Here is a 20,656-nt window from a genome sequence, read left to right as displayed (position 1 = left end):
GCCGGTTGGACGGCTCCGAGGACAGCCCGGAGCCCAACTCGGCGCCTCTGGGGCCTGGTTGCGGTCCCGATCCCCGCTAGAGCCTGACTGACACTTCCCGTCCGCGGGCGACGACGTGAGGTGTCGGACAGGCCCTAGGCCACCTCGCTCCGCGGCTCCCAGCCCTCGTACGCGGCCGTCAGCAGCCCGAGGACACCGCTCGCGGTGACCTCACGGGGGTTGGGAAAGGACTCCGCGGCGACCTGCGCCGCCGCATGAGCCAAGTCACCTTCCTCCAGGCCGAGTTCGGCCAGGGTGCGGGGAGCTCCGAGGTTCCCCGCCAGCGCCTGGAGGGCGTGGGGGACGTCGTCGGTGTCGAGGGCGCGCTCCAGGACCGCGACGGCCTCCGGGGCGGCGGCCGCGTTGTGGGCGAGGGTGTACGGGAGGACCACGGTGTGGGTCTCGGCGTGCGGCAGACCGAAAGTGCCACCGAGGACATGGCAGAGCTTGTGGTGCAGGCCCATGGTCGTCGCGCCGAGGCAGGAACCGCAGAGCCAGGCGCCGTACAGGGCCCGGGCCCGCGCCCTCGGATCGCCCGGGTCCGCGGCCACGCCGGGAAGCGCGCCGGCCATCGCCCGTACGCCCTCCTCCGCCATCAGCGAGACCAGCGGGGAGGCGTCGGGGGCGTACAGCGCCTCGACCGCGTGCGCCAGGGCGTTGACACCGCTGGTCACCGAGAGGGGGACCGGCAGCCCGAGGGTGAGGTCGGGGTCGTAGACGACACAGCGCGGCTGTACGGAGGAGTCGCGGCCGGTGCGTTTGACCCCCCGTTCGGTCAGGCCCCACACGGACGTCATCTCGGATCCCGAGTAGGTGGAGGGCACGGCGATCAGCGGCAGACCGGTGCGCAGCGCGATCACCTTGCCCATGCCGATCGCGGAACCGCCGCCGACGGCGACACACCCGTCGGCAGCCGCCGCCCGCGCCACCTCGACGGCCTCGTCGGCGACCTCCACCGGGACATGCATCCGGGCCCCGGTGTGGACCCCCGCACAGCTGTCGCCCAGCGCGTCCGCGACCGCCTGCGCGGCCTCCACGCCCCGGCTCCCGCACACCACGAGCACCCGGTGCAGCCCGAGCCGCGCCGCCTCTCCCGGTGTGGCGGTCACCGAGGCGCCGGGCCGGAAGACGACCCGGGCGGGCCGGGTCTCGTAGGTGAAGTCGAGCGGGCTGGTCATACGGGCTCCAGTACGAGGTCGAAGCGGGCGTGCCGGAAGGGGTTCTCGACGCCGAACTCCCTTGCCAGCGAGGGATCGTCGGTCTCCGTGAAGTCCTGGACGAGGCTGCGCTTCACGGCGAAGACGGCGTCGGAGTCCAGATAGGGGCCGCCCGCCACGAAGATGTGCGTGGTGACGGGGGCGTGGCCCTCGGCGGAGGCGATGAAGTGGATGTGGGCGGGACGCCAGGGGTGGCGTCCGCTCGCCCCGAGCAGGGCGCCGACCGGGCCGTCGACGGGGATCGGATACGGGCTCGGCACACAGGTGCGGAACCGGAAACGGCCCTCGGCGTCCGTGGTGAACAGGCCGCGGCCGTTGCCGGGCGGCTGGAGGTCCGGCCGCTGCACGTCGTAGAAGCCCTCGCCGTCCGCCTGCCACACGTCGAGGACCGCGCCGGGCAGCGGGGTGCCGTCCCCGGACAGCACCCTGCCGCTGACCACGCAGGGCTCGCCGTTACCCACCAGGTCGATGCTCGCGCCGAGTTCCCGCACCGGCGACCGCGTCATGTGGAACGGCCCGAGGACCGTCGACTCCGTCGCCCCCGGGGCGTCGTGGCCGTCATCGTCGTCGTGGCCGTTCAGGGCGTCGACCAGCATGGACACGCCGAGCACGTCCGACAGCAGGATGAACTCCTGCCGGGTGTCCGTGCACATCCGTCCGGTCGCCGTGAGGAAGGCTATGGCGCTCTCCCACTCCCCCGTCGTCGGCCGGGTCTCGCGGACGAAGGCGTGCAGATGGCGGGTGAGCGCGCCGAGCAGTTCACGCAGTCGCGGATCGGCCGTGCCCGCGAAGCTGTCGACGACGGCGTCGGTGATCTCCGTGGTGAAATCCATGGCCATGCCGCTCCCGTGGTCCCGCCGGCCGCGCTGCCGGGCGGGCACCAGGCTACGAGGCCGCGGGGGCGCGCGGTCCCCGGCCGGCGAACCCCCCGTGCCGTGTCCGGCCCGGCGGCCCGAAACACCGCGGCCGAGGCCGAAGAACACACAATGACCCTTTTCGTGGGGCATCGTTGACCTGGAGCATCACGCCCGCACCGGACGCACGGAAAGTATGATCAAGCAATGTCTGACTTGACCGAAACCACGCCCGGCTGGCTGTCCCGTGACGAACTGGAATCGGCCCGCGCCCGCATGCCGATCCTGTACGTCGAGGCCGTACCGGTGCGCGTCGACGACAACGGCGAAGTCACCCACATCGGACTCCTGCTCCGTATCGGCCCGGACGGGACGGTCAGCCGTACCCTCGTCTCCGGCCGGGTGCTGCACCACGAGCGGGTCCGCGACGCCCTGCTGCGCCATCTGGAGAAGGACCTCGGACCGGTGGCCCTCCCCCGGATCCCGGCCTCGCTCCAGCCCTTCACCGTCGCCGAGTACTTCCCGACGCTGGGGGTCACGCCGTTCCACGACCCGCGCCAGCACGCGGTGTCCCTGGCGTACATCGTGCCGGTGACCGGCGACTGCCGTCCCCGGCAGGACGCCCTCGACCTGGTCTGGTTCAGCCCGGAGGAGGCCTCGTCCCCCGTGGTCACGGACGACATGCCGGGCGGCCACGGCGTGCTGCTGCGGCAGGCACTGGCGCACGTGGGACGGATCGGCTGACGCGCTCCCGCTCCGCCGGGACTCGGCGGCCGACGCGCCGCTCGGTGAGCTCGACCGGCACGGCAGGCCCCGCCGGTCGACCGGCCGGCCCGGGCATGCCTCCGCTCCTCGACGCCTGAAGGCCGCCGGCCGAGGCCCGGGTCGCCCCGACCGCGCGGTCCCGTGCCGGCCGGTCGTGGCGGCGGCCTCGGACCGCCGGTCCGCCGCGCTCCGGTGGCAACGGTTCCCGGGCGGGGGTTGGATCGGAAGAACGCATCGTTCCGACTCAGCGAAGAGGCGTTCCGTCGTGACAGATGGACACCGTTCGAAGGACGACCCGACGGACGAGGACCTGGGTGACGCGCTCCTGGACGCGCTGTTCTCCCGGTCCCCGGCCGGCCTGCACGTGTACGACGCGAAACTGCGGCTGGTGCGCGTGAACACCGCCGCGCGGCTGATGCGCGACTTCCCGACCGACCGCATGGTCGGCCGGCCGGTGTCCGAGATCCTTCGGGCCTTCGACGTCGCCGGCCGTGACGTCATCGAGCAGACGGCACGGCGGGTGCTGGAATCGGGCCGGCCCGTCTTCGACCTGCCCATCCGGCTCCGCAGCCGGCACGAGCCCGCCGTCGAGGCGGTCGTCTCGGTCGACGTGCTGCGGCTCCAGCACGCCGACGGGACCGTCCTCGGCGTCGCCGCCGCGCTGACCGACATCACCGCCCGTGTACGGGCCGAGGCGGGCCTGCGGCTGCTGAACGAGTCGGCCACCCGGGTCGGCACCACCCTGGACGTGTTCCGCACCGCCGCCGAGTTCTGCGACCTGGCCGTCCCCCGTCTGGCCGACACCGTGACCGTGGACGTCTACGACACCGTGCTGCGCGGCCACGCGCCCACCCCGGACTCCCGCGAACGGGAGGCGGCGCTGCGGCGCGCCGGATTCCGCTCGGTCACCGGTCCCGAACAGCAGGGCGTACCGAAGGTGGGAGAGGTCACCACCTATCCGCCCGCCACGCCCTACCGGGCCGCCCTGGACACCCTGGCGCCCAGGCTGATCCGCCGGCTGGACCCGGACGACCCCTGGCTCGACCCGCAGCGACGGCGTGACGCCCTGATCCTGACCGCCGGCGTGCACTCGATGCTGCTCGTCCCCATCCGGGCCCGCGGCCTCGTGCTCGGACTCGCCTGTTTCTACCGGTGGCGCGCCCCCGCCCCGTTCGACGACAAGGACCTGGCGCTGGCGGAGCAGCTGACCACCCACGCCGCGCTCTGCCTGGACAACGCCCGTCAGTACGGACGCGAGCGCTCCACCTCCCGCATCCTCACCGGCCGCCTCGCCCATCCCACGACACCCGCGGCCGCCGCGGTCGACCTGGCCCACGCCTACCTGCCCGCGGGAACGGGCGGCGCCTGGTTCGACGTCATCCCGCTGTCCGGGGCCAGGATCGCGCTCGTCGCCGGGGACACGGCCGCCGCCGCGGACATCGCCGATCCCTCGGCCATGGGCGAACTGCGCGCCGCGATCGAGGCGCTGTCCGACCTCGACCTGCCACCCGACGAGATCCTGGAACGGCTGCACGATCTCGCCAGCCGCCCCCAGCCGGTACTGGCCGGCACACCCGACCTCCCCCCGCACGACACCGCCCCGGCCAGCTGCCTCTACCTCGTCTACGATCCGGTCACCCGCCTGTGCACCGCGGCGAGCGCCGGGCATCCGGCACCCGTCCTGCTGCACCCGGGCGGTCAGGTCGAGGCCCTGGACATCGCCCCCGGCCCCGCGCTGGGCATGGACATCCCCCAGTACCGGGTCACCGAACGTGCCCTGCCCACGGGCACCACCCTGCTGCTCTACAACTCCGCGCTCCTGGGCGACGCCGCGGACAGGGCCTCGTCGCTCCAGGACCGGATCGCGGACGCCGTCACCGCTCCCGGTCCGTCCCTCCAGGCGCTGTGCGACTCCCTCACCCGCGATCTGGGGGCCGACCGGCTCCACCACGACGCATTCCTGCTCCTGGCCCGCACCCGCACGCTCGGCCCGGAACAGACCAAGACCTGGACCTTCCCCAACAGCCCCGCGATCGTCTCCGAGGCCCGGCAGGCCGCGGCAGGCCAGCTGAAGCACTGGGGCATCGCCGCCGACCTCGTCGACGACACCGCGCTCATCGTCAGCGAACTGGTGACCAACGCCGTGCGGTACGCCGAGGGGCCGATCCAGCTGCGGCTGATCCTCGGCGAGACCCTCACCTGTGAGGTCACCGACGACAGCAGCACCGCCCCGCATCTGCGCCGGGCCCTGGCGACGGACGAGAACGGGCGCGGGCTCTTCATCACCGCACAGCTCAGCCGCCGCTGGGGAGTCAGGGGCGGCGGCCGGGGCAAGGCGATCTGGGCCGAACAGGAAAGACGCCGGAGGCCGCCCTCCCATGAGAAGACGGCCTCCGACCTGCGACAATGAGGTAAACCTCTGTCGGGACGACAGGATTTGAACCTGCGACCCCTTGACCCCCAGTCAAGTGCGCTACCAAGCTGCGCCACGTCCCGGTGCCCTCACCCGCGGTTCCCCGCGTGATCGTGCGAACAGAACTTTACCCCACGCCGGGGGCTGCTCCGCCGGGGGACGGGGCGCGCGACAATCGGCGTATGACCGGGACATCGGAGACACGGCGGGCCGGCGGACGCGACAGGGACGCCGAGGGGCGGGCACGCAGCGCCCGGCCCCGCGACGGGCTGGGGCGCCCGCTGCCGTACGGCGCCGCCGGGGTGGAGCGGGCGCCCGAGGGCGTCGTACGCCGTCCCGAGCGGACGGTCGCCGAGGCCCAGGCGCTGCTGGACGCGGGCAGGCCGTTCCACGCGCACGAGGTCTTCGAGGACGCCTGGAAGTCCGGTCCCGCGGACGAGCGAGGGCTCTGGCGGGGGCTGGCCCAGCTCGCCGTGGGGCTCACCCACGCGGCGCGGGGGAACGTGACGGGCGGCGCCCGGCTGCTGCGGCGGGGTGCCGGGGCCGTCGAGGAGTGGACGTCGGCGACCGGGCGGGAGCGGCCCTACGACCTGGATCTCGCCGAAGTCAGCCGCTGGGCAAGGGAGTTGGCGACCACGGTGGAACGCGAGGCCGGACCGGTCGACGCCGCGCGGGAATCACCCCGGCTGCGCGGGTCCGCCTGACGAGGGGGCGCGGCGGGGGCGTCCGGCGCGAGTGCGGGGCCGTCCGCCGGACGCCTGGCGGCCCCGCACCCGGGCCGGCGTTCGGGCCGACGCGTGGGCCGGTGTTCGGGCCGGCGGAGGTCCGGTGTCCCGGCCGGTGCGTCCACGGTCGGTGGCGTGCGGCAGACTCTCGGTGTGCGAAAGATTCATGTCATCGGCATCGGCGCGGGCGACCCCGATCAGCTCACGCTTCAGGCGGTCAAGGCGCTGCGGAGCACGGACGTGTTCTTCATCCTGGACAAGGGCGAGGTGAAGTCGGACCTCGTCGGGCTGCGCCGCGACATCCTCGACGCGCATCTGCCCGAGGGGTCGTACCGCCTGGTCGAGGCGCGCGACCCGGACCGGGACCGGACCGCGGGCGGCTCGGCGTACTCGCCCGCCGTCGGGGACTGGCGCAGCGCCCGGGCCGAGATCTACGAACGGCTGATCGCCGGGGAACTGGGCGAGGACGAGAGCGGCGCGTTCCTCGTCTGGGGCGACCCCTCTCTGTACGACAGCACGCTCGGCATCCTGGAGGAGATCCTGGACCGGGGCACGGTGGCGTTCTCGTACGACGTGGTGCCCGGCATCAGCAGTGTCTCGGCGCTCGTCGCCCGGCACCGCACCGGGCTGAACCGGGTCGCGCGGCCCGTGCAGATCACCACCGGGCGGCGTCTCGCCGAGGGCTTCCCCGACGGCGTGGACGACGTGGTCGTGATGCTCGACGCCCACCAGAGGTTCATGCAGTACGCGGACGAGGACATCGACATCTACTGGGGCGCCTACATCGGCACACCCGACGAGATCCTCGTCTCCGGTCCGCTGGCCGAAGCCGCCCCCAGGATCGAGCGGCTGCGCGCCGAGGCCCGGGAGCGCAAGGGATGGATCATGGACACCTATCTGCTGCGCAGGAATCCGGGAACGTAGGGCGGACGGCCCGTACACCGGGCGGGTCGCTCCGCATGCACGGGGCGCCGACCGGTGTGAGGGTGTCTTTGTGACGATCACGGAGGACACCGCGCCGGCCCCGGCGGGGGCGCCCGGACCGCCGGTGCTCGACAACCGCCGCCGCAACATCGTCTTCGTGACGATCGCCCTCGGACTGCTGCTCGCCGCCCTGGACCAGACGATCGTGGGCACCGCGCTGCCGACGATCGTCTCGGACCTGGGCGGTGCCGCGCACATGTCGTGGGTGGTGACCGCGTATCTGCTGGCGGAGACCGTGGCGACCGCGCTGGTCGGCAAGTTCGGCGATCTGTTCGGCCGCAAGGTGGTCTTCCAGGCGTCGGCGATCATCTTCATCACGGGGTCGTTCCTGTGCGGGCTCGCCACGAACATGTCGCTGCTGATCGCCTGGCGCGGATTGCAGGGCGTCGGCGCCGGCGGGCTGATGGTGACCTCCATGGCGCTGATCGCGGATGTCATCCCGCTGCGCGAACGGGGCAAGTACCAGGGCGCGATCGGTGCCGTCTTCGGGGTGGCCACGGTCATCGGACCGCTGCTCGGCGGTCTGTTCACCGACCATCTGACCTGGCGCTGGGCGTTCTACATCAACGTGCCCCTCGCGATCCTCGTGGTGATCGCGGCGGCGCGCACCATTCCCGTGGTCAAGTCCGCGACCCGTCCCGTCATCGACTATCTGGGCATCGCCCTGGTCGCGGTGGGGGCCAGCGCCCTGATCCTGGCGACGAGTTGGGGCGGCAACGAGTACGCCTGGGTCTCGCCGGTCATCATCGGCCTCTTCGTGGGCGGCCTGATCGCGCTCGGTCTGTTCTGCCTGGTCGAGACGCGCGCCGCCGAACCGATGCTGCCGATGCGGCTGTTCTCCAACCCGGTCTTCACGGTCTGCTCGATCCTCAGTTTCATCGTGGGTTTCGCGATGCTCGGCGCGATGACCTATCTGCCGACCTATCTCCAGTACGTCGACGGGGACTCGGCCACGGTCTCCGGAGTGCGCACACTGCCCCTGGTCCTCGGGCTGCTCATCGCGTCGGTCTTCAGCGGCAACGTGGTGAGCAAGACCGGCCGGTACCGGATCTTCCCGATCGTCGGCTCCCTCGTGATGGCGGTCGGGCTCTATCTGATGTCCCGCATGGGCCCGGAGACCGGAGCCTGGCTGGCCTCGCTCTACATGTTCGTGCTCGGCACCGGAATCGGGCTCTGCATGCAGGTGCTGACGATCGCCGTGCAGAACACCGTCGAGTACACCGACCTCGGCACCGCGACCTCCGGGGTCACCTTCTTCCGTACGCTGGGCAGTTCGTTCGGCACGGCCGTGTTCGGCACGATCTACACCAACGCGCTCAAGCCGAATCTGGCCGACGGGGTCAGGGCGGCCGCCGAGACGGGGGCGGCCCGGCCCGCCGTGATCGCGAAGGCGGCGCAGAGTCCGGAGGGGCTGCACGCGCTGCCGCCACGGGCCGCCGCGCCCATCATCGACGCGTACGCCGACACCCTGCACACCGTATTCCTGTGGACGGTTCCGGTCGCGGTCCTGGGCTTCGTCGTGGCGCTGTTCCTCAAGCAGGTGGAGCTGCGCGACAGCGCGCGCCTGGGGTCGACGGACATGGGCGAGGGGTTCGCGTCACCGTCCACCGCCGACTCCCAGCGGCTGCTGGAGGCCGCCGTCGGGAAGATCATCGGCACCACGGAGATGAACACCGCGCGCCGGATCGTGCTGGATTCCGACACCCGGCTGGACGTGGCGGGCGCCTGGGTCGTGATGCAGGTCGAACTGTTCACCCGCATGGTCGGCCACGCCAACCTCGCGCTGATCGCCGCCCGGCGCCGGCTGCCACCCGAGGTGCTCGTCCCGGTCTTCGAGCGGATGGTCGAGGAGGGGTATGTGACCCGGCACGGATCGCTGTTCTCGCACACGGCGGCGGGTGAGCGGGAGGCACGGGTGATCGGCGAGGCCTGGGGTCGCTGGCTCGCCGGGCGGGTCGAACAGGATCTCGGCCGCCCGTCCGGCACGGAACTGCGCGCCGCCGTCGACACGATCGCCAAGCGCCTGCTGGTCGAGGACCTGACCCAGGGCCTCCCTGACCGGCCCCCCGAGCTGACGTCGGCCACGAGGAACTGACCGGGCGGGCCGGCGGACGCGGGGTCAGCGGAGCAGCAGTTGCGCTCCGCCGATCACCGTCGCCGCGATCACCAGACGTTCGAAGAGCAGCTGGTTGATGCGCTTGACGGCCCACTTCCCGAGGAAGGCCCCCGGTACGACGAACACGGCCAGCGCCGCGTCCAGGAGCAGCGAACGGCCGTCGATCAGGCCCAGACCCGCGCTGAACGGCAGCTTGGCGACGTTGACGATCAGGAAGAAGAAGGCCGAGGTGCCGAGGAAGCCGAGCTTGCGGAAGCCCGCCGAGAGGAGATACATCGACATGACCGGGCCGCCCGCGTTGGCGACCATGGTGGTGAAGCCGCCGAGGACACCGTAGGAACGCGCCTTGACGCGGCCCGCCCGGGTCACGACGGCGTCGGGTTCCTCGTCCCGGACGGCGGCCCGGCGGCGCCACAGCGTGATCCCGGTCATCAGCAGCAGGGTCGCGCCGATGGAGGCCCGTACGACACCGTCGTCGGCCCACACCAGGAACAGGGTGCCGAGGACGACACCGGCGGCGACCGCCGGGAACAGCCGCCACAGCGTGGGCCAGTGGGCGTGGCGCCGGTAGGTGGCGACGGCCAGCAGGTCCCCGACGATCAGGAGGGGCAGCAGGACGCCGGTCGAGGCGCGGGCGGGCAGCACGGCGGCGAAGACAGCCAGACTGACCGTGTTGGCGCCGCTGACCGCGGTCTTGGAGAAGCCGACGAGAAGAGCCGCGGCGGCGAGCGCCGCGAACTCCCCGATGGATATGTGCCAGAGCGTCATCGTGTTCATGCGGGGGCCGATGCTATGCCCACGCGTCTCGCCCCCGGGGGCGAGGGTCCGACCAGGCGTTTCCCCGGTCGGCAGGTGGTCCCACCGGGGGCTTGTCCGGCCGGTTCGTCAGGGGCGCTCGACCAGGACCGCGCTGCCCTGCCCCACGCCGACGCACATCGTGGCCAGTCCGCGCTCGGCGCCCGTGCGGCGCATGCGGTGCAGCAGGGTGGTCAGGATGCGGGCGCCCGAGGCGCCGAGCGGGTGGCCCAGCGCGATGGCGCCGCCGGTCGGGTTGACGAGGTCGGGGTCGATGCCGAGCTGGTCGACGCAGGCGAGGGCCTGGGCGGCGAACGCCTCGTTGAACTCGGCTTCCTGGACGTCGGCGACGCTCCAGCCGACGCGGGCGAGCGCCTTGCGGGTCGCGGGCACCGGGCCGATGCCCATGACGTCGGGATGGACACCGGCCGAGGCCCCGGCGGCATAGCGGCCGAGCGATTCCAGCCCGAGTTCGTTCAGGACCCCCTCGCTGACGAGCAGCACACCGGCGGCTCCGTCGTTCATCGGCGAGGCGTTGCCCGCCGTGACGGTGCCTCCGGCGCGGAACACCGGCTTGAGGCGGGCCAGTCTGTCGAGCGAGGTGTCCTCGCGTACGCATTCGTCGCTGTCGACGACCACACCGTCGGGGCGCTCGAAGGGGAGCAGTTCGGAGGCGAAGTACCCGTTCTTGCGGGCGTCCGCCGCGCGCTGGTGGCTGCGGAGCGCGAACGCGTCCTGCCGCTCGCGCGAGACGCCGTACCGCGCGGCGACCTCCTCCGCGGTCTCGCCCATGGACAGAACGCCGTGCAGGTCCTTCATCGCGGGGTTGACCAGCCGCCAGCCGAGCCGGGTGTCGACGGTCTCGATGCGGTGCGGCAGCGCCTCGTCCGGGCGGGGCAGCACGAAGGGGGCCCGGCTCATCGACTCGGAACCTCCGGCGAGCACGATGTCGGCCTCGCCGGAGGCGATGGCGCGGGCCGCGGTGGTGATGGCTTCGAGGCCGGAGGCGCAGAGCCGGTTGACGGTGGCACCGGGCACGCTGTCGGGCAGTCCGGCGAGCAGCGCGGCCATCCGGGCGACATTGCGGTTGTCCTCGCCGGCCTGGTTGGCGGCGCCCCAGTAGACGTCGTCGACGCGGGCCGGGTCCAGGGAGGGCACCTCGGCGACCAGCGCGCGGACGACGCTCGCGGCGAGGTCGTCGGGCCGCACGGAGGACAGGGCACCGCGCAGCTTGCCGATGGGGGTGCGGCGGGCGGCCGCGAAGTGGACGGGACGCACGACAGGACTCCTGACGGACACCGGCGACCGGGCACCGGACGGTGATGAGCACAAGCCAGCAGCAGCATTAATTAGCACTGCTAGTTTTGGACTATAGCCCCGCGCCGGACGCTTGGGAAGATCCCCCCGCCGCCCGCATCCCCCTTCCGCCCGTATCCCTCCATCCGCCCATCCACCCGTCCGCCCCGGACACCAGGGCTCGTACGGGATCGCCCCGGGAGATTTCCGGCCAGGACCGTGGCCGGGGATCGACGGCCGCCCGCTCCGCTCCCGGCGCGGGTGGCAGACTGCTCGCGCACCCCGCCGGACCCAGGCCGACGGGACGAACAGGCCGAGCCGAGCGGGGAGTTGTCGTATGACGGGAACGGGGTCCGCCGCGGACGGGATCGACACCACCAAGCCGCATCCGGCCAGGGTGTACGACTGGTATCTGGGCGGCAAGGACAACTACCCGGTCGACGAGCGGCTCGGGCGGCAGATCACCGCGCGTGATCCGGAGGCCAAGCGGGCCGCGCGCAGCAACCGCTGGTTCATGCAGCGGGCCACCCGTCATCTCGTCGGTACGGCGGGAATCCGCCAGTTCCTGGACATCGGCACGGGCATCCCCACCGAGCCCAACCTCCACCAGATCGCGCAGCGCACCGCCCCCGAGGCACGGGTGGTGTACGTCGACAACGACCCGATCGTCCTCGCCCACGCGGAGGCGCTGCTGCGCGGCACGCCGGAGGGCAGGACGGAGTACGTCCAGGCGGACGTGCGCGAGCCGGGGAAGATCCTCGCCGAGGCCGCGCGGGTGCTCGACCTCGACCGGCCCGTGGGGCTGTCGCTGATCGCGCTGATGCACTTCATCGCCGACGACGGCGGGGCCCACGAACTGGTCGGGACCCTGCTCGACGCGCTGGCGCCGGGCAGCTTCCTGTCGCTGTCGGCGATGACCGCCGACTTCGAACCGGAGGAGGTCCGGCGGGGAATCGAGGCGTACGCGCGCGGTGGTGTGACGCTGGTGGGCCGCACCCACGCCGAGGTGAGCCGCTTCTTCGAAGGACTGGACCTCGTCGAGCCGGGCGTCGTCTCGGTGAAGGACTGGCGTCCCGGGCTCGCGGAGGGCGAGACCCCGATCAGCGACGCGCCGGTGTCCCTGTACGGCGGGGTCGGTCTCAAGCGCGGGTGAGCACGGGCCGGCGGCGTCCGGCCCGGGATCTCGGACCTGCCGGCGCGCGCTCCTCCCCTCCGCCGCGAAGCCGTCGCACCGTTCCGTACAGGTGCCCGGCCGCGGGCACCGGCGGTCGGGCATCATGGCTTCGACGGGCGGTACGTGGAGGGGATGTCGAATGGACCGGAGCGCACACCGTCCGGAGGAGCCGTCGGCCCCGCAGTTCCGGCTGGACGCCCTGCTGGAGGACCTCCAGGAGCAGGTCGAGCGTGTGCGCGGCACCCAGAACCGGGTGCACACCCTCCTCGAAGCCGTTCTCGCGATAGGCAGCGACCTGGACCTCGACGTCGTGCTGCGCCAGATCGTGGAATCCGCGGTGCAGCTCGTCGACTGCCGCTACGGCGCGCTCGGCGTCCTCGGCGACGAGGGCGGCATCAAGCAGTTCATCACGGTCGGGATCGACGAGGAGACCATCGCCCGCATCGGTCACTACCCCCGGGGCGAGGGCATCCTCGGCCTGCTCATCCGCGAGCCGCACGCACTGCGGCTCCCTGTTCTGAGCGACCACCCGGACTCGGTCGGCTTCCCGCCCGGCCATCCCCCGATGACCACGTTCCTCGGCACCCCCGTGCAGGTCCGCGACAAGATCTTCGGCAATCTGTACCTCACGGAGAAACACGGCGGGGCCGAGTTCGACGCCGAGGACGAGGCGGTGCTGCGCACGCTCGGCGCGGCGGCCGGTGTGGCCATCGACAACGCCCGGCTGTACGACGACGCCCGGCGCCGTGAGCGCTGGCTGGCCGCGAGCAGCGAGCTGACCCGCACCCTGCTGTCGGGCGCCGACCCCGTCGACGTCCTGCACGCGTTCACGGCCACGGTCCGGGAGCTGTCCGACGCCGATCTCGTCACGCTGGCGCTGCCGCTGACCGGGACCACGGACCTGGTCATCGAGTCGGCCGAAGGGCGCGACGCCGAGCGGGTGCGGGGGCTGACCCTGCCCGAGGGGACGAGTCTGGCGGCCAAGGTGTTCGCCTCGGGCGAGACGATCGTCAGCCCCTCGCTCAGCCAGGACCCGCGCACCGGGACGGGCAGCGCCTCGGTCCTCGACCTCGGCCCGGCGTTCGTGATCCCGCTCGGCACCCACGAGCGGGTGCGGGGCGTCCTCCAGGTCGCGAACCGGCAGGGCGGCACCGCGTTCCCCGACGCCACCGTCGACATGATCGCCGGGTTCGCCGGCCATGCCGCGCTGGCCCTGGAGATCGCCGAACACCGGCGCGACGCCGAGCAGTTGCTCATCCTCAACGACCGTGACCGGATCGCACGGGATCTGCACGACCTGGCGATCCAGCGGCTGTTCGCGGGCGGACTCAGCCTCCAGTCGGTGCTCAACCGCCTCGCCGACCGGCCCGACGTGGCCGAACGTGTCCAGCGGGTGGTGGACGACCTCGACGACACGATCAAGGTCGTACGGTCCACGATCTACGCCCTGCGGGAGAGCGACCGGTCCGACGCCACCGCGGGGCTGCGCACCCGGCTCGTCACCGAGGTGGGCCGCGCGGCCGAGACCCTGGGCTTCGCCCCCGCCCTGCGCATGAGCGGCCTGCTGGACACCGACGTGTCCGACGAGCAGCGCGAGCACGTGGTCGCGGTCCTGCGCGAGGCCCTGTCCAACACGGCCCGGCACGCCCACGCCACCGCCGTGGAGGTCACCGCCGAGGCCACCTCCACCACGCTGCGGCTGCGGGTTGTGGACAACGGACGCGGGATCGGCCCCGACGTCACCCGCCGCAGTGGGCTCGGCAACATCGGCACCCGCGCCGAACACCTGGGCGGCAGCTGCGCCCTGACGTCCAACGAGCCGAGCGGCACCGTCCTGGAGTGGACGGTGCCGCTGCACCACGACGACCCGGCCTGACCCCCCCGGCGCACCCGCCCGCCCCACGACGGACCAGGACCGACCAGGACGGCCGCCCGGACCGGATTCAGTGCCGGTCGGCCGTGGCCGGGCTGTCGTCGATGAAGCCGCCGGACTGGTGGCGCCAGAGCTTCGCGTACGCGCCGTCCGTCGCGAGCAGTTCCTGGTGCGTGCCCTGCTCGACGATCTTTCCGCGGTCCAGCACGACGAGCCGGTCCATGGTGGCGACCGTGCTCAGCCGGTGCGCCACCACGAGCGCCGTACGCCGCTCCATGAGCCGCCACAGCGCCGACTGGACCAGGAGCTCGCTCTCGGAGTCCAGGGCGCTGGTCGCCTCGTCGAGCAGCAGGATCGGGGCGTCGCGCAGGATCGCGCGGGCCAGGGCGACCCGCTGGCGCTGGCCGCCGGACAGCTTGATCCCGCGCTCGCCGACCATGGTGGCGAAACCGTCCGGCAGCGCGTCGGCGAACTCCGTGACATGGGCCGCCTCGGCGGCGCGGCGGATCTCCGCCTCGGTGGCGTCCGGACGGGCGAAGGCGATGTTGTCCCGGAGGGTTCGGTGGAACATCGCCGGGTCCTGCGGCACGTACGCGATCCGGCTGCGCAGATCGGCCTGGCGCAGCCTGCTGATGTCCTGGCCGCCGATCAGGATGCGGCCGCCCTCGATGTCCGTCATCCGCAGCAGCAGCCGGGTGAGCGTGGTCTTGCCGCCGCCCGACCGACCGACCAGACCGACCTTCGCCCCGCTGGGCACGTCCAGTTCGAGCCCGCTGAACAGCGGCTCGGCGCCGCCGTGGGTGAAGTTCACCTGCTCGAAGCGGACGTCGGCGCCGCCGGCCCGCAGCGGCTCAGGAGCGACGGGGTCGAGCACGGTGGGCGGTGTCAGCAGCAGCTCGGTGAACTGCGCGGCCTCCGTCATCGCGCTCTCCAGACGCCGGTAGATCTGGTTGAACTCGAACATGATCCTGGTCGCGTTGGCGTAGTACGTGAAGGCCACCACGACCGCCTCGACACCGTGCGCGCCCCCGCCGAGCGTGACCGCGAGCAGCAGGCCGAGCGCGTTGGTCAGGACCGACATCGGCGCGACGAAGGTGTCGATGCGCAGATTGCCGTAGTCCCAGGACTGGAGGGTGAGCCGGCGCGAGACGGCGACCCGGGAGCGGTGCTCCGCCGCCTCGCGCTCCTCGGCCGCGAAGGCCCGGACGGTGTCCATGTTCATCAGGCTGTCGGCGACATGGCCCGAGACCCGGGCGATCGCCTCCTCCCGCTCGTCGACGAGTGCCTGACGGCGGCGGATGAGCGGCACCACGCACAGCCCCGTCACGGCGATCATCACGAGGAGTCCGGCGACGAGCAGGGGTTCGTAGCGCCACAGGACCACCGAGCCGAACAGGAGCGGCACGAGGCTGCCCACGACCTGGAAGGTCATGGTGTCGACGAACTCCTCGTAGCGGGAGGCGAAGCTCAGCACCCGCTTGGTCAGCGAGCCGGCGAAGTTGTCGTGGAAGAACGCGGCGTCCTTGGCGAACAGTTCGTCCATGCCGATCACGTACAGCCGCTCGATGCCGAGGGCGTCCAGGCGGTTCAGACAGTGCAGTCCGAGGCGCCAGAACGCCTCCGCGAGGAGCAGGACACCGCCGAAGGCGAGGACGTACGGCAGCGCGTCGCCGGTGGAGACGCCGTCGCCGCCCGCGATCCGGCCGACCAGCTTCGCGACGACGAGCGGCGCGACGTAGCTGATGCCGATGTTGCCCAGCGCCGGCAGCAGCATGCCGGGCACGGTCAGTCGTCGGAGCCTGCGCAGCTCCCTTCCGTAGTAGCGAAGTGCGAGGAGGACCGAGCCCTTGCCCGGCAATGCCTTGCGCGCCTCAGGAGATGCCATCACAACCCTGTGTCGTCGTACGGCTGCCCGCCGCGCCGTGGCGGTTCACCGCGCCGCGGGCTTCCCGGGGCGCAGGTGTCCGGACAGGGGCAGGCAAGAAGTTCGATGGTCCCGTGGCGGGGGCCGCGCGGTCCAAGTGTTTTCCCGGCCACCGGTCCGTCTCGGCCATCCGCGCGTCTCCGCCGGCGGGTGGCCGTGTGCCTCCACCCTCGTCCGGCCCCGCGTGACCTCGCGCTTCGGGGTCCAGGGTCCGGGTACGACGGAGGCCGCTTCCTCCGTGAGGAGAAAACGGCCTCTGAACCACGACTCCGACGAGTCGGGACGACAGGATTTGAACCTGCGACCCCTTGACCCCCAGTCAAGTGCGCTACCAAGCTGCGCCACGTCCCGATGTCCGCCTGACCTGGGGTTTCCCCTGGCCGGACGTGCACGGAAACAATACCGCACTCACGCCGGTGGTCGCGCACCCGTTTCCGCGGGCCAGGTGGTCAGCGGGCCTGTTCGAGCGGCGCGGCGAGGGTGGTCGCGGACCGGGGCACGGGACCGTCGACCCGTACGAGGCCACGTATCGCGGGCACCGAGAGCAGGGCCACGGGGACGACGAGCGACATCGCGCCGGCGCCGAGCAGGACGTTGTCCGCGCCCAGGACCCCGGCGGCGGGCCCCGCCAGCGCCTGGCCGACGGGCATCATCGCCAGGGAGCCCGCGACGTCGTAGGCGTGGATGCGGTTGAGGACGTCGGGGGCGACCTGCGTCTGCACACTGGTCGCCCACATCACGCCCCAGAGCGACATGCCCGCCCCGGCGACCACGGCGCCCGCCGAGATGGCCGCCACGCCGAAGCCCGCCCCCACGGCCGCCGGGAAGCACGCGAAGGCCAGGAGGGCCAAGGACCCGGCGCGCAGCATGCGGCGCGGGCGCAGCCGCAGGGCGAGGAGCCCGCCGATGACCGTGCCGGCGCCGAGGGCGGAGTTGATCAGGCCGTAGGCGCGCGGGCCGTGCCGCTGCACCACCTCGGTCGCCACCAGGGGCACGGTGGGGCCCCAGACGGAGATCATGTAGACGCACCAGATCGCGATGACGCCCCACAGCCAGGTACGGGATCTGAACTCCCGCCAGCCTTCGGCGAGGTCGGCCTTGAAGGTGCCGCCGTGGGTCCGGTCGCCGGGGGCGGCCGGAGGCAGGCGGAGCAGCAGCAGACACAGGGCGCTGAGCGCGTAGGTGCCGGCGTGGGCCACGAAGACCCCTCCGGCGGAGGAGAACGCGACCAGTACGCCCGCGAGGGCGGGGCCGGCGAGCTGGGCGGAGGACTCGGCGATCCGGATGGCGCCGTTGGCCCCCTGGATGTCGGCGGCCAGGCGCGGAACGGTGCTGGCGACGCCCGGCTGGAAGACGGCGCCGGCCGCGCCGTTGACCGCGCCGATCACACAGATCTGCCAGAGGACCACCTGGCCGGTGAAGAAGAGCGTGGCGGCGACCGACTGGGCGACGAGGCGCACCAGGTCGGCGCCGATCATGAGTCTGCGGGTGCTGAACCGGTCGGCGATCACTCCGCCGAAGATCACCAGTCCGGCGAAGGGCGCGGCCGACGCGGCCATGGCGAGGCCGACGGCACCGGCTCCGTACCCGTACCGGAGGAGTCCGGCCGCGAGCGCGACCGGCAGCATGCTCTCGCCGAGCCGGGCGAGGGCTCGCGCGACGAAGAACAGGGCGAAGTCCCGCGACCAGACGGGCCTCGGCGACCGCTCGCCACGGCGGTCGGCCCGGGTGCGGCCGGGGCCCGGCGCCCCGGGCCTCTCGGGCCCGCCCGGACTGCCCCCGTCCCCGCCGGCGTCCGCCGTGCGGCCCCCCGCCGCACGCCGAGAGGACTCTCCCGTCCGCGGCTCCTCGCCCGATGACGTCCTGGACATCCCGCTCGTGCCCTCCCCCGGCCCCGGCCGCTCCCCCACGAGACAGCCCGCCCCACGCTTCGTTCCCCTCGCGGATCACTCCGCGATGCGGATCATGCCACGGGGCACCGGTGGCGCAGAGGCCGTTTCAGTCGGCGGACGGGAGGCCCAACTCGGGGTGGGCGTCCACGAGTCGGGGCGGGGCCGCCTGGCGCCAGGAGTCGGCGAGGACGGCGCGGAGTTCCTCGTCGTCCTCCAGGGCCGCGAGCCGGGCCCGGACCCAGGCGAAACCGGCCTCGTGGTCGGCGATCCAGAACTTCTCCGGCTCGGCCAGGACCAGTTCGTCGCGCTCCTCCTTGGGACACCGCACGGCGATGGAGGTCTCCGCCTCGGGCAGCGTGGCGAACATCTTTCCCGCGACCCGGAAGGTGGGCATGCTCCAGGCGATCTTCTCCGTCGTGTCCGGCAGGGAAAGGGCGATACGGCGTACGTCTTCGGCATCCGGCATGCCACGAACGCTAGCCAATCCCACTGACATCGACCCGGTGAGGCCCGACGTCACAGAGGCGGGCCCGGGGTCCCGGCGGCCGGGCGCACTCGCTTGTGGAAGAGCGTCGTCCCCCGCACTTCGCCGGACGGTGTCGCCGCGTAGTCCGGAATCTCCCCGCTCCGGGTCCAGCCCGCCGAGAGGTACAGCGACTCGGCGGGGCTGCCGGTCTCGGTGTCCAGGTGGAGGAGGGTGATTCCCCTGGCGGCGGCTTCCGTCTCCGCGGTCGCGAGGAGCGTACGGCCGACGCCCTGTCCGCGGCCGTCCCGGTGCACCATCAGCTTGACGAGTTCGGCGCGGTGGCGGCTGTTGGGCCTGTCCGGGAAGGCGAGGGCGACCGTGCCGAGCAGCCGGTCGCCGACGTGGGCCGCCCAGACCGCCTGGTGCCCGGCCGCGACCGCGTCCGCGCGCTCCCGCCAATGGGCGACGGCGTCCGCGTGGCCGAGCGGGGCGAGGAATCCGACCGAGGCGCCGCCTTCCACGGTGTCGATGAGGAGGTCCGCCAACTCCTCGACCACAGCGAGGAGTTCGGCGGCGGCGAGGCGGGTCGTGGTGATCACGGCAGCACCACCGCCAGCGCGTACCGCACGTCCTGGGGGCCGGGGCAGTGGAAGCGGGTCGGCCCCCATACGCGCAGCCGGAGGCAGTCACCGGCGCCGAGGCGGTGCCCGGTGTCCTGCGCGGTCACGTCGAGCCGGCCGTCGAGGACCCAGATGTGCTGCTCCAGGCCGGGTACGGGAGGGCGGTCGTACGCGATGTCCGCTCCGGCCGTGAGCCGCCCCTCGACCAGTTCACCGCGCAGTCCCGGATGGGGCGGCGACACCGAACGCCGGACGAACCCGGAGGCCTGATCCGTCCAGACCCTCTGATCCTCGGCGCGGACCAGCAGGGCGGACTCCCGCTCGACCTCGCTGAGCAGCTGCGACATGGTCCGTCCGTACACATGGCAGAGGCGGTTCAGGAGGGAGGCCGTGGGGCTGATCTCGGCGCGCTCCGCACGGGAGAGCGTCGATCTGCTGATCCCGCTGCGCTCCGCCAGGTCTCCCAGCGTCCAGCCCCGCTCGGCCCTCAGCTCGGCCAGTCGCGCCCCGAGCCGGACGTCGACGGCACCGTCGTCCTCGCTTCCCATATTCGGGATGCTATCCCAGATGCGGGAATCGATGGAGCCGGGCGCAGTCAGTCGACGGTGGCCGCCCGGGTCAGCGCGTCCAGGACGGGTCGGATCAGGGGGTGGTCCTCGGCGCCCCGGCGTACGGCGGCGAAGACGCGGCGGGTGGGGGCGACGCCGTCCACGGGGCGCACGACCACACCGGTGAGTTCCATGCCCCGCAGCGCCGAGCGCGGGACCAGGGCGACGCCCGCGTCCGCCGAGGCGAGGGCGACGACGGCCCGGAAGTCGTCCGAGGAGTGTTCGAGGCGCGGTTGGAATCCGGCGTTCTCGCAGGCCAGGACGACCACGTCATGGCAGGGGTTGCCCGGGTAGGGGCCGATCCAGGGGTCCTTGGCCAGCTCGGCGAGGGGCACCTCCTCGGCGTCGGCCAACCGGTGGGTGACGGGGACGACCGCGTCGAAGGGCTCGGCGTAGAGCGGGACGTGGGTCAGGCGCGGGTCGTCCGCGTCCGGGGCGCCCCGGTACTCGACGGCGACCGCGATGTCGACCTGCCGGTCGAGCACCATCGGCAGGCTGGCGTCGCCCTCGGCGTCCTGGACGCGCACGAGGATGCCGGGCGAGGTGACGGCGAGCCTGGCCAGCGCGGGGGCCACGACCAGGCCGATGCCGGTGGCGAAGGACGCCACCGTCACCGTACCGGCGGACCCGGCGCTGTACGCGGCCAACTCGGCCTCCGCACGCTCCAGTTGGGCCAGGACGGCGTTGGTGTGGCCGAGCAGGATCTCGCCGGCGGGGGTCAGCCGTACGCCCTTGGCGCCGCGCTCGACGAGCCGGTGGCCCGTCTCCTGCTCCAGGGCGGTCAGCTGCTGCGAGACCGCCGAGGGCGTGAGATAGAGCGCGGCGGCCGCCGCCGTGACCGTGCGGTGGTCCGCCACCGCACGGAGGATGTGGAGCCGCCGCGCTTCGATCATGC

17 protein-coding genes and 2 tRNA genes are annotated in these 20,656 nt (G+C 72.7%); 7 read left to right on the top strand and 12 right to left on the bottom strand.

Features of this window, described 5'->3' with window-relative positions; translation table 11 throughout:
• Positions 1-134: 134 nt before the first annotated feature.
• Both ACZ4AA_RS25770 and ACZ4AA_RS25765 read right to left on the bottom strand, forming a co-directional pair.
• Positions 135-1,217, bottom strand: a complete 1,083-nt coding sequence (locus tag ACZ4AA_RS25770; protein WP_467607391.1) for a maleylacetate reductase — start codon at positions 1,215-1,217, stop codon at positions 135-137.
• The gene (locus tag ACZ4AA_RS25765; RefSeq protein ID WP_467607389.1) at positions 1,214-2,095 is read right to left on the bottom strand and encodes a dioxygenase family protein; all 882 of its coding nucleotides are present in this window, start codon (positions 2,093-2,095) and stop codon (positions 1,214-1,216) included. Before ACZ4AA_RS25765 ends, ACZ4AA_RS25770 begins: the two co-directional genes overlap by 4 nt.
• Before the next feature lie 222 nt (positions 2,096-2,317).
• Here ACZ4AA_RS25765 and ACZ4AA_RS25760 point away from each other — a divergent pair, with 222 nt between their 5' ends.
• Together ACZ4AA_RS25760 and ACZ4AA_RS25755 are read left to right on the top strand one after the other, a co-directional pair.
• Complete coding sequence (locus ACZ4AA_RS25760) at positions 2,318-2,854, top strand: NUDIX hydrolase family protein (RefSeq protein WP_467607386.1); 537 nt, start codon at positions 2,318-2,320, stop codon at positions 2,852-2,854.
• Between the two features lie 286 nt (positions 2,855-3,140).
• The gene (locus tag ACZ4AA_RS25755; RefSeq protein ID WP_467607383.1) at positions 3,141-5,285 is read left to right on the top strand and encodes a SpoIIE family protein phosphatase; all 2,145 of its coding nucleotides are present in this window, start codon (positions 3,141-3,143) and stop codon (positions 5,283-5,285) included.
• Positions 5,286-5,297: 12 nt separating this feature from the next.
• Here the strand turns inward: ACZ4AA_RS25755 and ACZ4AA_RS25750 are convergent.
• Positions 5,298-5,371 (bottom strand) — tRNA-Pro (locus ACZ4AA_RS25750).
• Between the two features lie 99 nt (positions 5,372-5,470).
• Between ACZ4AA_RS25750 and ACZ4AA_RS25745 the strand changes: the two genes are divergently transcribed.
• From ACZ4AA_RS25745 to ACZ4AA_RS25735, 3 genes are all read left to right on the top strand, one after another.
• Positions 5,471-5,992 carry a DUF309 domain-containing protein gene (locus ACZ4AA_RS25745; protein WP_467607380.1) on the top strand — a complete coding sequence of 174 codons (522 nt, stop codon included), beginning with the start codon at positions 5,471-5,473 and terminating at the stop codon, positions 5,990-5,992.
• 174 nt (positions 5,993-6,166) lie between these two features.
• The gene (gene cobF, locus ACZ4AA_RS25740; protein WP_467607377.1) at positions 6,167-6,937 is read left to right on the top strand and encodes a precorrin-6A synthase (deacetylating); all 771 of its coding nucleotides are present in this window, start codon (positions 6,167-6,169) and stop codon (positions 6,935-6,937) included.
• 70 nt (positions 6,938-7,007) lie between these two features.
• The gene (locus tag ACZ4AA_RS25735; RefSeq protein ID WP_467607374.1) at positions 7,008-9,092 is read left to right on the top strand and encodes an MDR family MFS transporter; all 2,085 of its coding nucleotides are present in this window, start codon (positions 7,008-7,010) and stop codon (positions 9,090-9,092) included.
• A gap of 24 nt (positions 9,093-9,116) precedes the next feature.
• Here the strand turns inward: ACZ4AA_RS25735 and ACZ4AA_RS25730 are convergent, their stop codons facing one another.
• Both ACZ4AA_RS25730 and ACZ4AA_RS25725 read right to left on the bottom strand, forming a co-directional pair.
• Positions 9,117-9,890: a sulfite exporter TauE/SafE family protein gene (locus tag ACZ4AA_RS25730; RefSeq protein ID WP_467607370.1), complete on the bottom strand. Its 774-nt coding sequence runs from the start codon at positions 9,888-9,890 to the stop codon at positions 9,117-9,119.
• 108 nt (positions 9,891-9,998) lie between these two features.
• Positions 9,999-11,186, bottom strand: coding sequence for a thiolase family protein (locus ACZ4AA_RS25725; RefSeq protein WP_467607367.1), 1,188 nt, complete (start codon positions 11,184-11,186; stop codon positions 9,999-10,001).
• Positions 11,187-11,541: 355 nt separating this feature from the next.
• Here ACZ4AA_RS25725 and ACZ4AA_RS25720 point away from each other — a divergent pair, with 355 nt between their 5' ends.
• The gene (locus tag ACZ4AA_RS25720; protein WP_467607362.1) at positions 11,542-12,357 is read left to right on the top strand and encodes an SAM-dependent methyltransferase; all 816 of its coding nucleotides are present in this window, start codon (positions 11,542-11,544) and stop codon (positions 12,355-12,357) included.
• 160 nt (positions 12,358-12,517) lie between these two features.
• The gene (locus ACZ4AA_RS25715; RefSeq protein WP_467607360.1) at positions 12,518-14,254 is read left to right on the top strand and encodes a GAF domain-containing sensor histidine kinase; all 1,737 of its coding nucleotides are present in this window, start codon (positions 12,518-12,520) and stop codon (positions 14,252-14,254) included.
• A gap of 67 nt (positions 14,255-14,321) precedes the next feature.
• Here the strand turns inward: ACZ4AA_RS25715 and ACZ4AA_RS25710 are convergent, their stop codons facing one another.
• From ACZ4AA_RS25710 to ACZ4AA_RS25680, 7 genes are all read right to left on the bottom strand, one after another.
• Entirely contained in the window at positions 14,322-16,136 is a 1,815-nt protein-coding gene (locus ACZ4AA_RS25710) for an ABC transporter ATP-binding protein (protein ID WP_467607358.1), read from the bottom strand.
• Positions 16,137-16,452: 316 nt separating this feature from the next.
• A tRNA-Pro gene (locus ACZ4AA_RS25705) sits at positions 16,453-16,526 on the bottom strand.
• Between the two features lie 98 nt (positions 16,527-16,624).
• Positions 16,625-18,046: an MFS transporter gene (locus ACZ4AA_RS25700; protein ID WP_467607355.1), complete on the bottom strand. Its 1,422-nt coding sequence runs from the start codon at positions 18,044-18,046 to the stop codon at positions 16,625-16,627.
• 127 nt (positions 18,047-18,173) lie between these two features.
• Positions 18,174-18,533: an MmcQ/YjbR family DNA-binding protein gene (locus tag ACZ4AA_RS25695; protein WP_467607351.1), complete on the bottom strand. Its 360-nt coding sequence runs from the start codon at positions 18,531-18,533 to the stop codon at positions 18,174-18,176.
• A 50-nt stretch (positions 18,534-18,583) separates the two neighbouring features.
• Complete coding sequence (locus ACZ4AA_RS25690; RefSeq protein WP_467607768.1) at positions 18,584-19,129, bottom strand: GNAT family N-acetyltransferase; 546 nt, start codon at positions 19,127-19,129, stop codon at positions 18,584-18,586.
• Positions 19,129-19,701: a helix-turn-helix domain-containing protein gene (locus tag ACZ4AA_RS25685; protein WP_467607349.1), complete on the bottom strand. Its 573-nt coding sequence runs from the start codon at positions 19,699-19,701 to the stop codon at positions 19,129-19,131. The genes ACZ4AA_RS25690 and ACZ4AA_RS25685 overlap by 1 nt, the downstream gene beginning before the upstream one ends.
• Positions 19,702-19,748: 47 nt before the next feature.
• Complete coding sequence (locus tag ACZ4AA_RS25680) at positions 19,749-20,654, bottom strand: LysR family transcriptional regulator (protein ID WP_339132817.1); 906 nt, start codon at positions 20,652-20,654, stop codon at positions 19,749-19,751.
• Positions 20,655-20,656 lie beyond the last annotated feature (2 nt).

Source organism: Streptomyces sp. NPDC024698, from assembly GCF_055559015.1.
Note: the sequence above shows the minus strand (reverse complement) of the source record. Positions and strands in the feature narration are given on the sequence as shown.

Excerpts from the sequence above, each read along its gene's own strand:
- ACZ4AA_RS25765 (WP_467607389.1), bottom strand. The coding sequence starts at position 2,095 with ATGGCCATGGATTTCACCACGGAGATCACCGACGCCGTCGTCGACAGC.
- ACZ4AA_RS25700 (WP_467607355.1), bottom strand. The coding sequence starts at position 18,046 with ATGTCCAGGACGTCATCGGGCGAGGAGCCGCGGACGGGAGAGTCCTCT.
- ACZ4AA_RS25710 (WP_467607358.1), bottom strand. The coding sequence starts at position 16,136 with ATGGCATCTCCTGAGGCGCGCAAGGCATTGCCGGGCAAGGGCTCGGTC.
- ACZ4AA_RS25680 (WP_339132817.1), bottom strand. The coding sequence starts at position 20,654 with ATGATCGAAGCGCGGCGGCTCCACATCCTCCGTGCGGTGGCGGACCAC.
- ACZ4AA_RS25685 (WP_467607349.1), bottom strand. The coding sequence starts at position 19,701 with ATGGGAAGCGAGGACGACGGTGCCGTCGACGTCCGGCTCGGGGCGCGA.
- ACZ4AA_RS25720 (WP_467607362.1), top strand. The coding sequence starts at position 11,542 with ATGACGGGAACGGGGTCCGCCGCGGACGGGATCGACACCACCAAGCCG.
- ACZ4AA_RS25760 (WP_467607386.1), top strand. The coding sequence starts at position 2,318 with ATGTCTGACTTGACCGAAACCACGCCCGGCTGGCTGTCCCGTGACGAA.
- ACZ4AA_RS25715 (WP_467607360.1), top strand. The coding sequence starts at position 12,518 with ATGGACCGGAGCGCACACCGTCCGGAGGAGCCGTCGGCCCCGCAGTTC.
- ACZ4AA_RS25730 (WP_467607370.1), bottom strand. The coding sequence starts at position 9,890 with ATGAACACGATGACGCTCTGGCACATATCCATCGGGGAGTTCGCGGCG.
- ACZ4AA_RS25770 (WP_467607391.1), bottom strand. The coding sequence starts at position 1,217 with ATGACCAGCCCGCTCGACTTCACCTACGAGACCCGGCCCGCCCGGGTC.
- ACZ4AA_RS25695 (WP_467607351.1), bottom strand. The coding sequence starts at position 18,533 with ATGCCGGATGCCGAAGACGTACGCCGTATCGCCCTTTCCCTGCCGGAC.
- ACZ4AA_RS25745 (WP_467607380.1), top strand. The coding sequence starts at position 5,471 with ATGACCGGGACATCGGAGACACGGCGGGCCGGCGGACGCGACAGGGAC.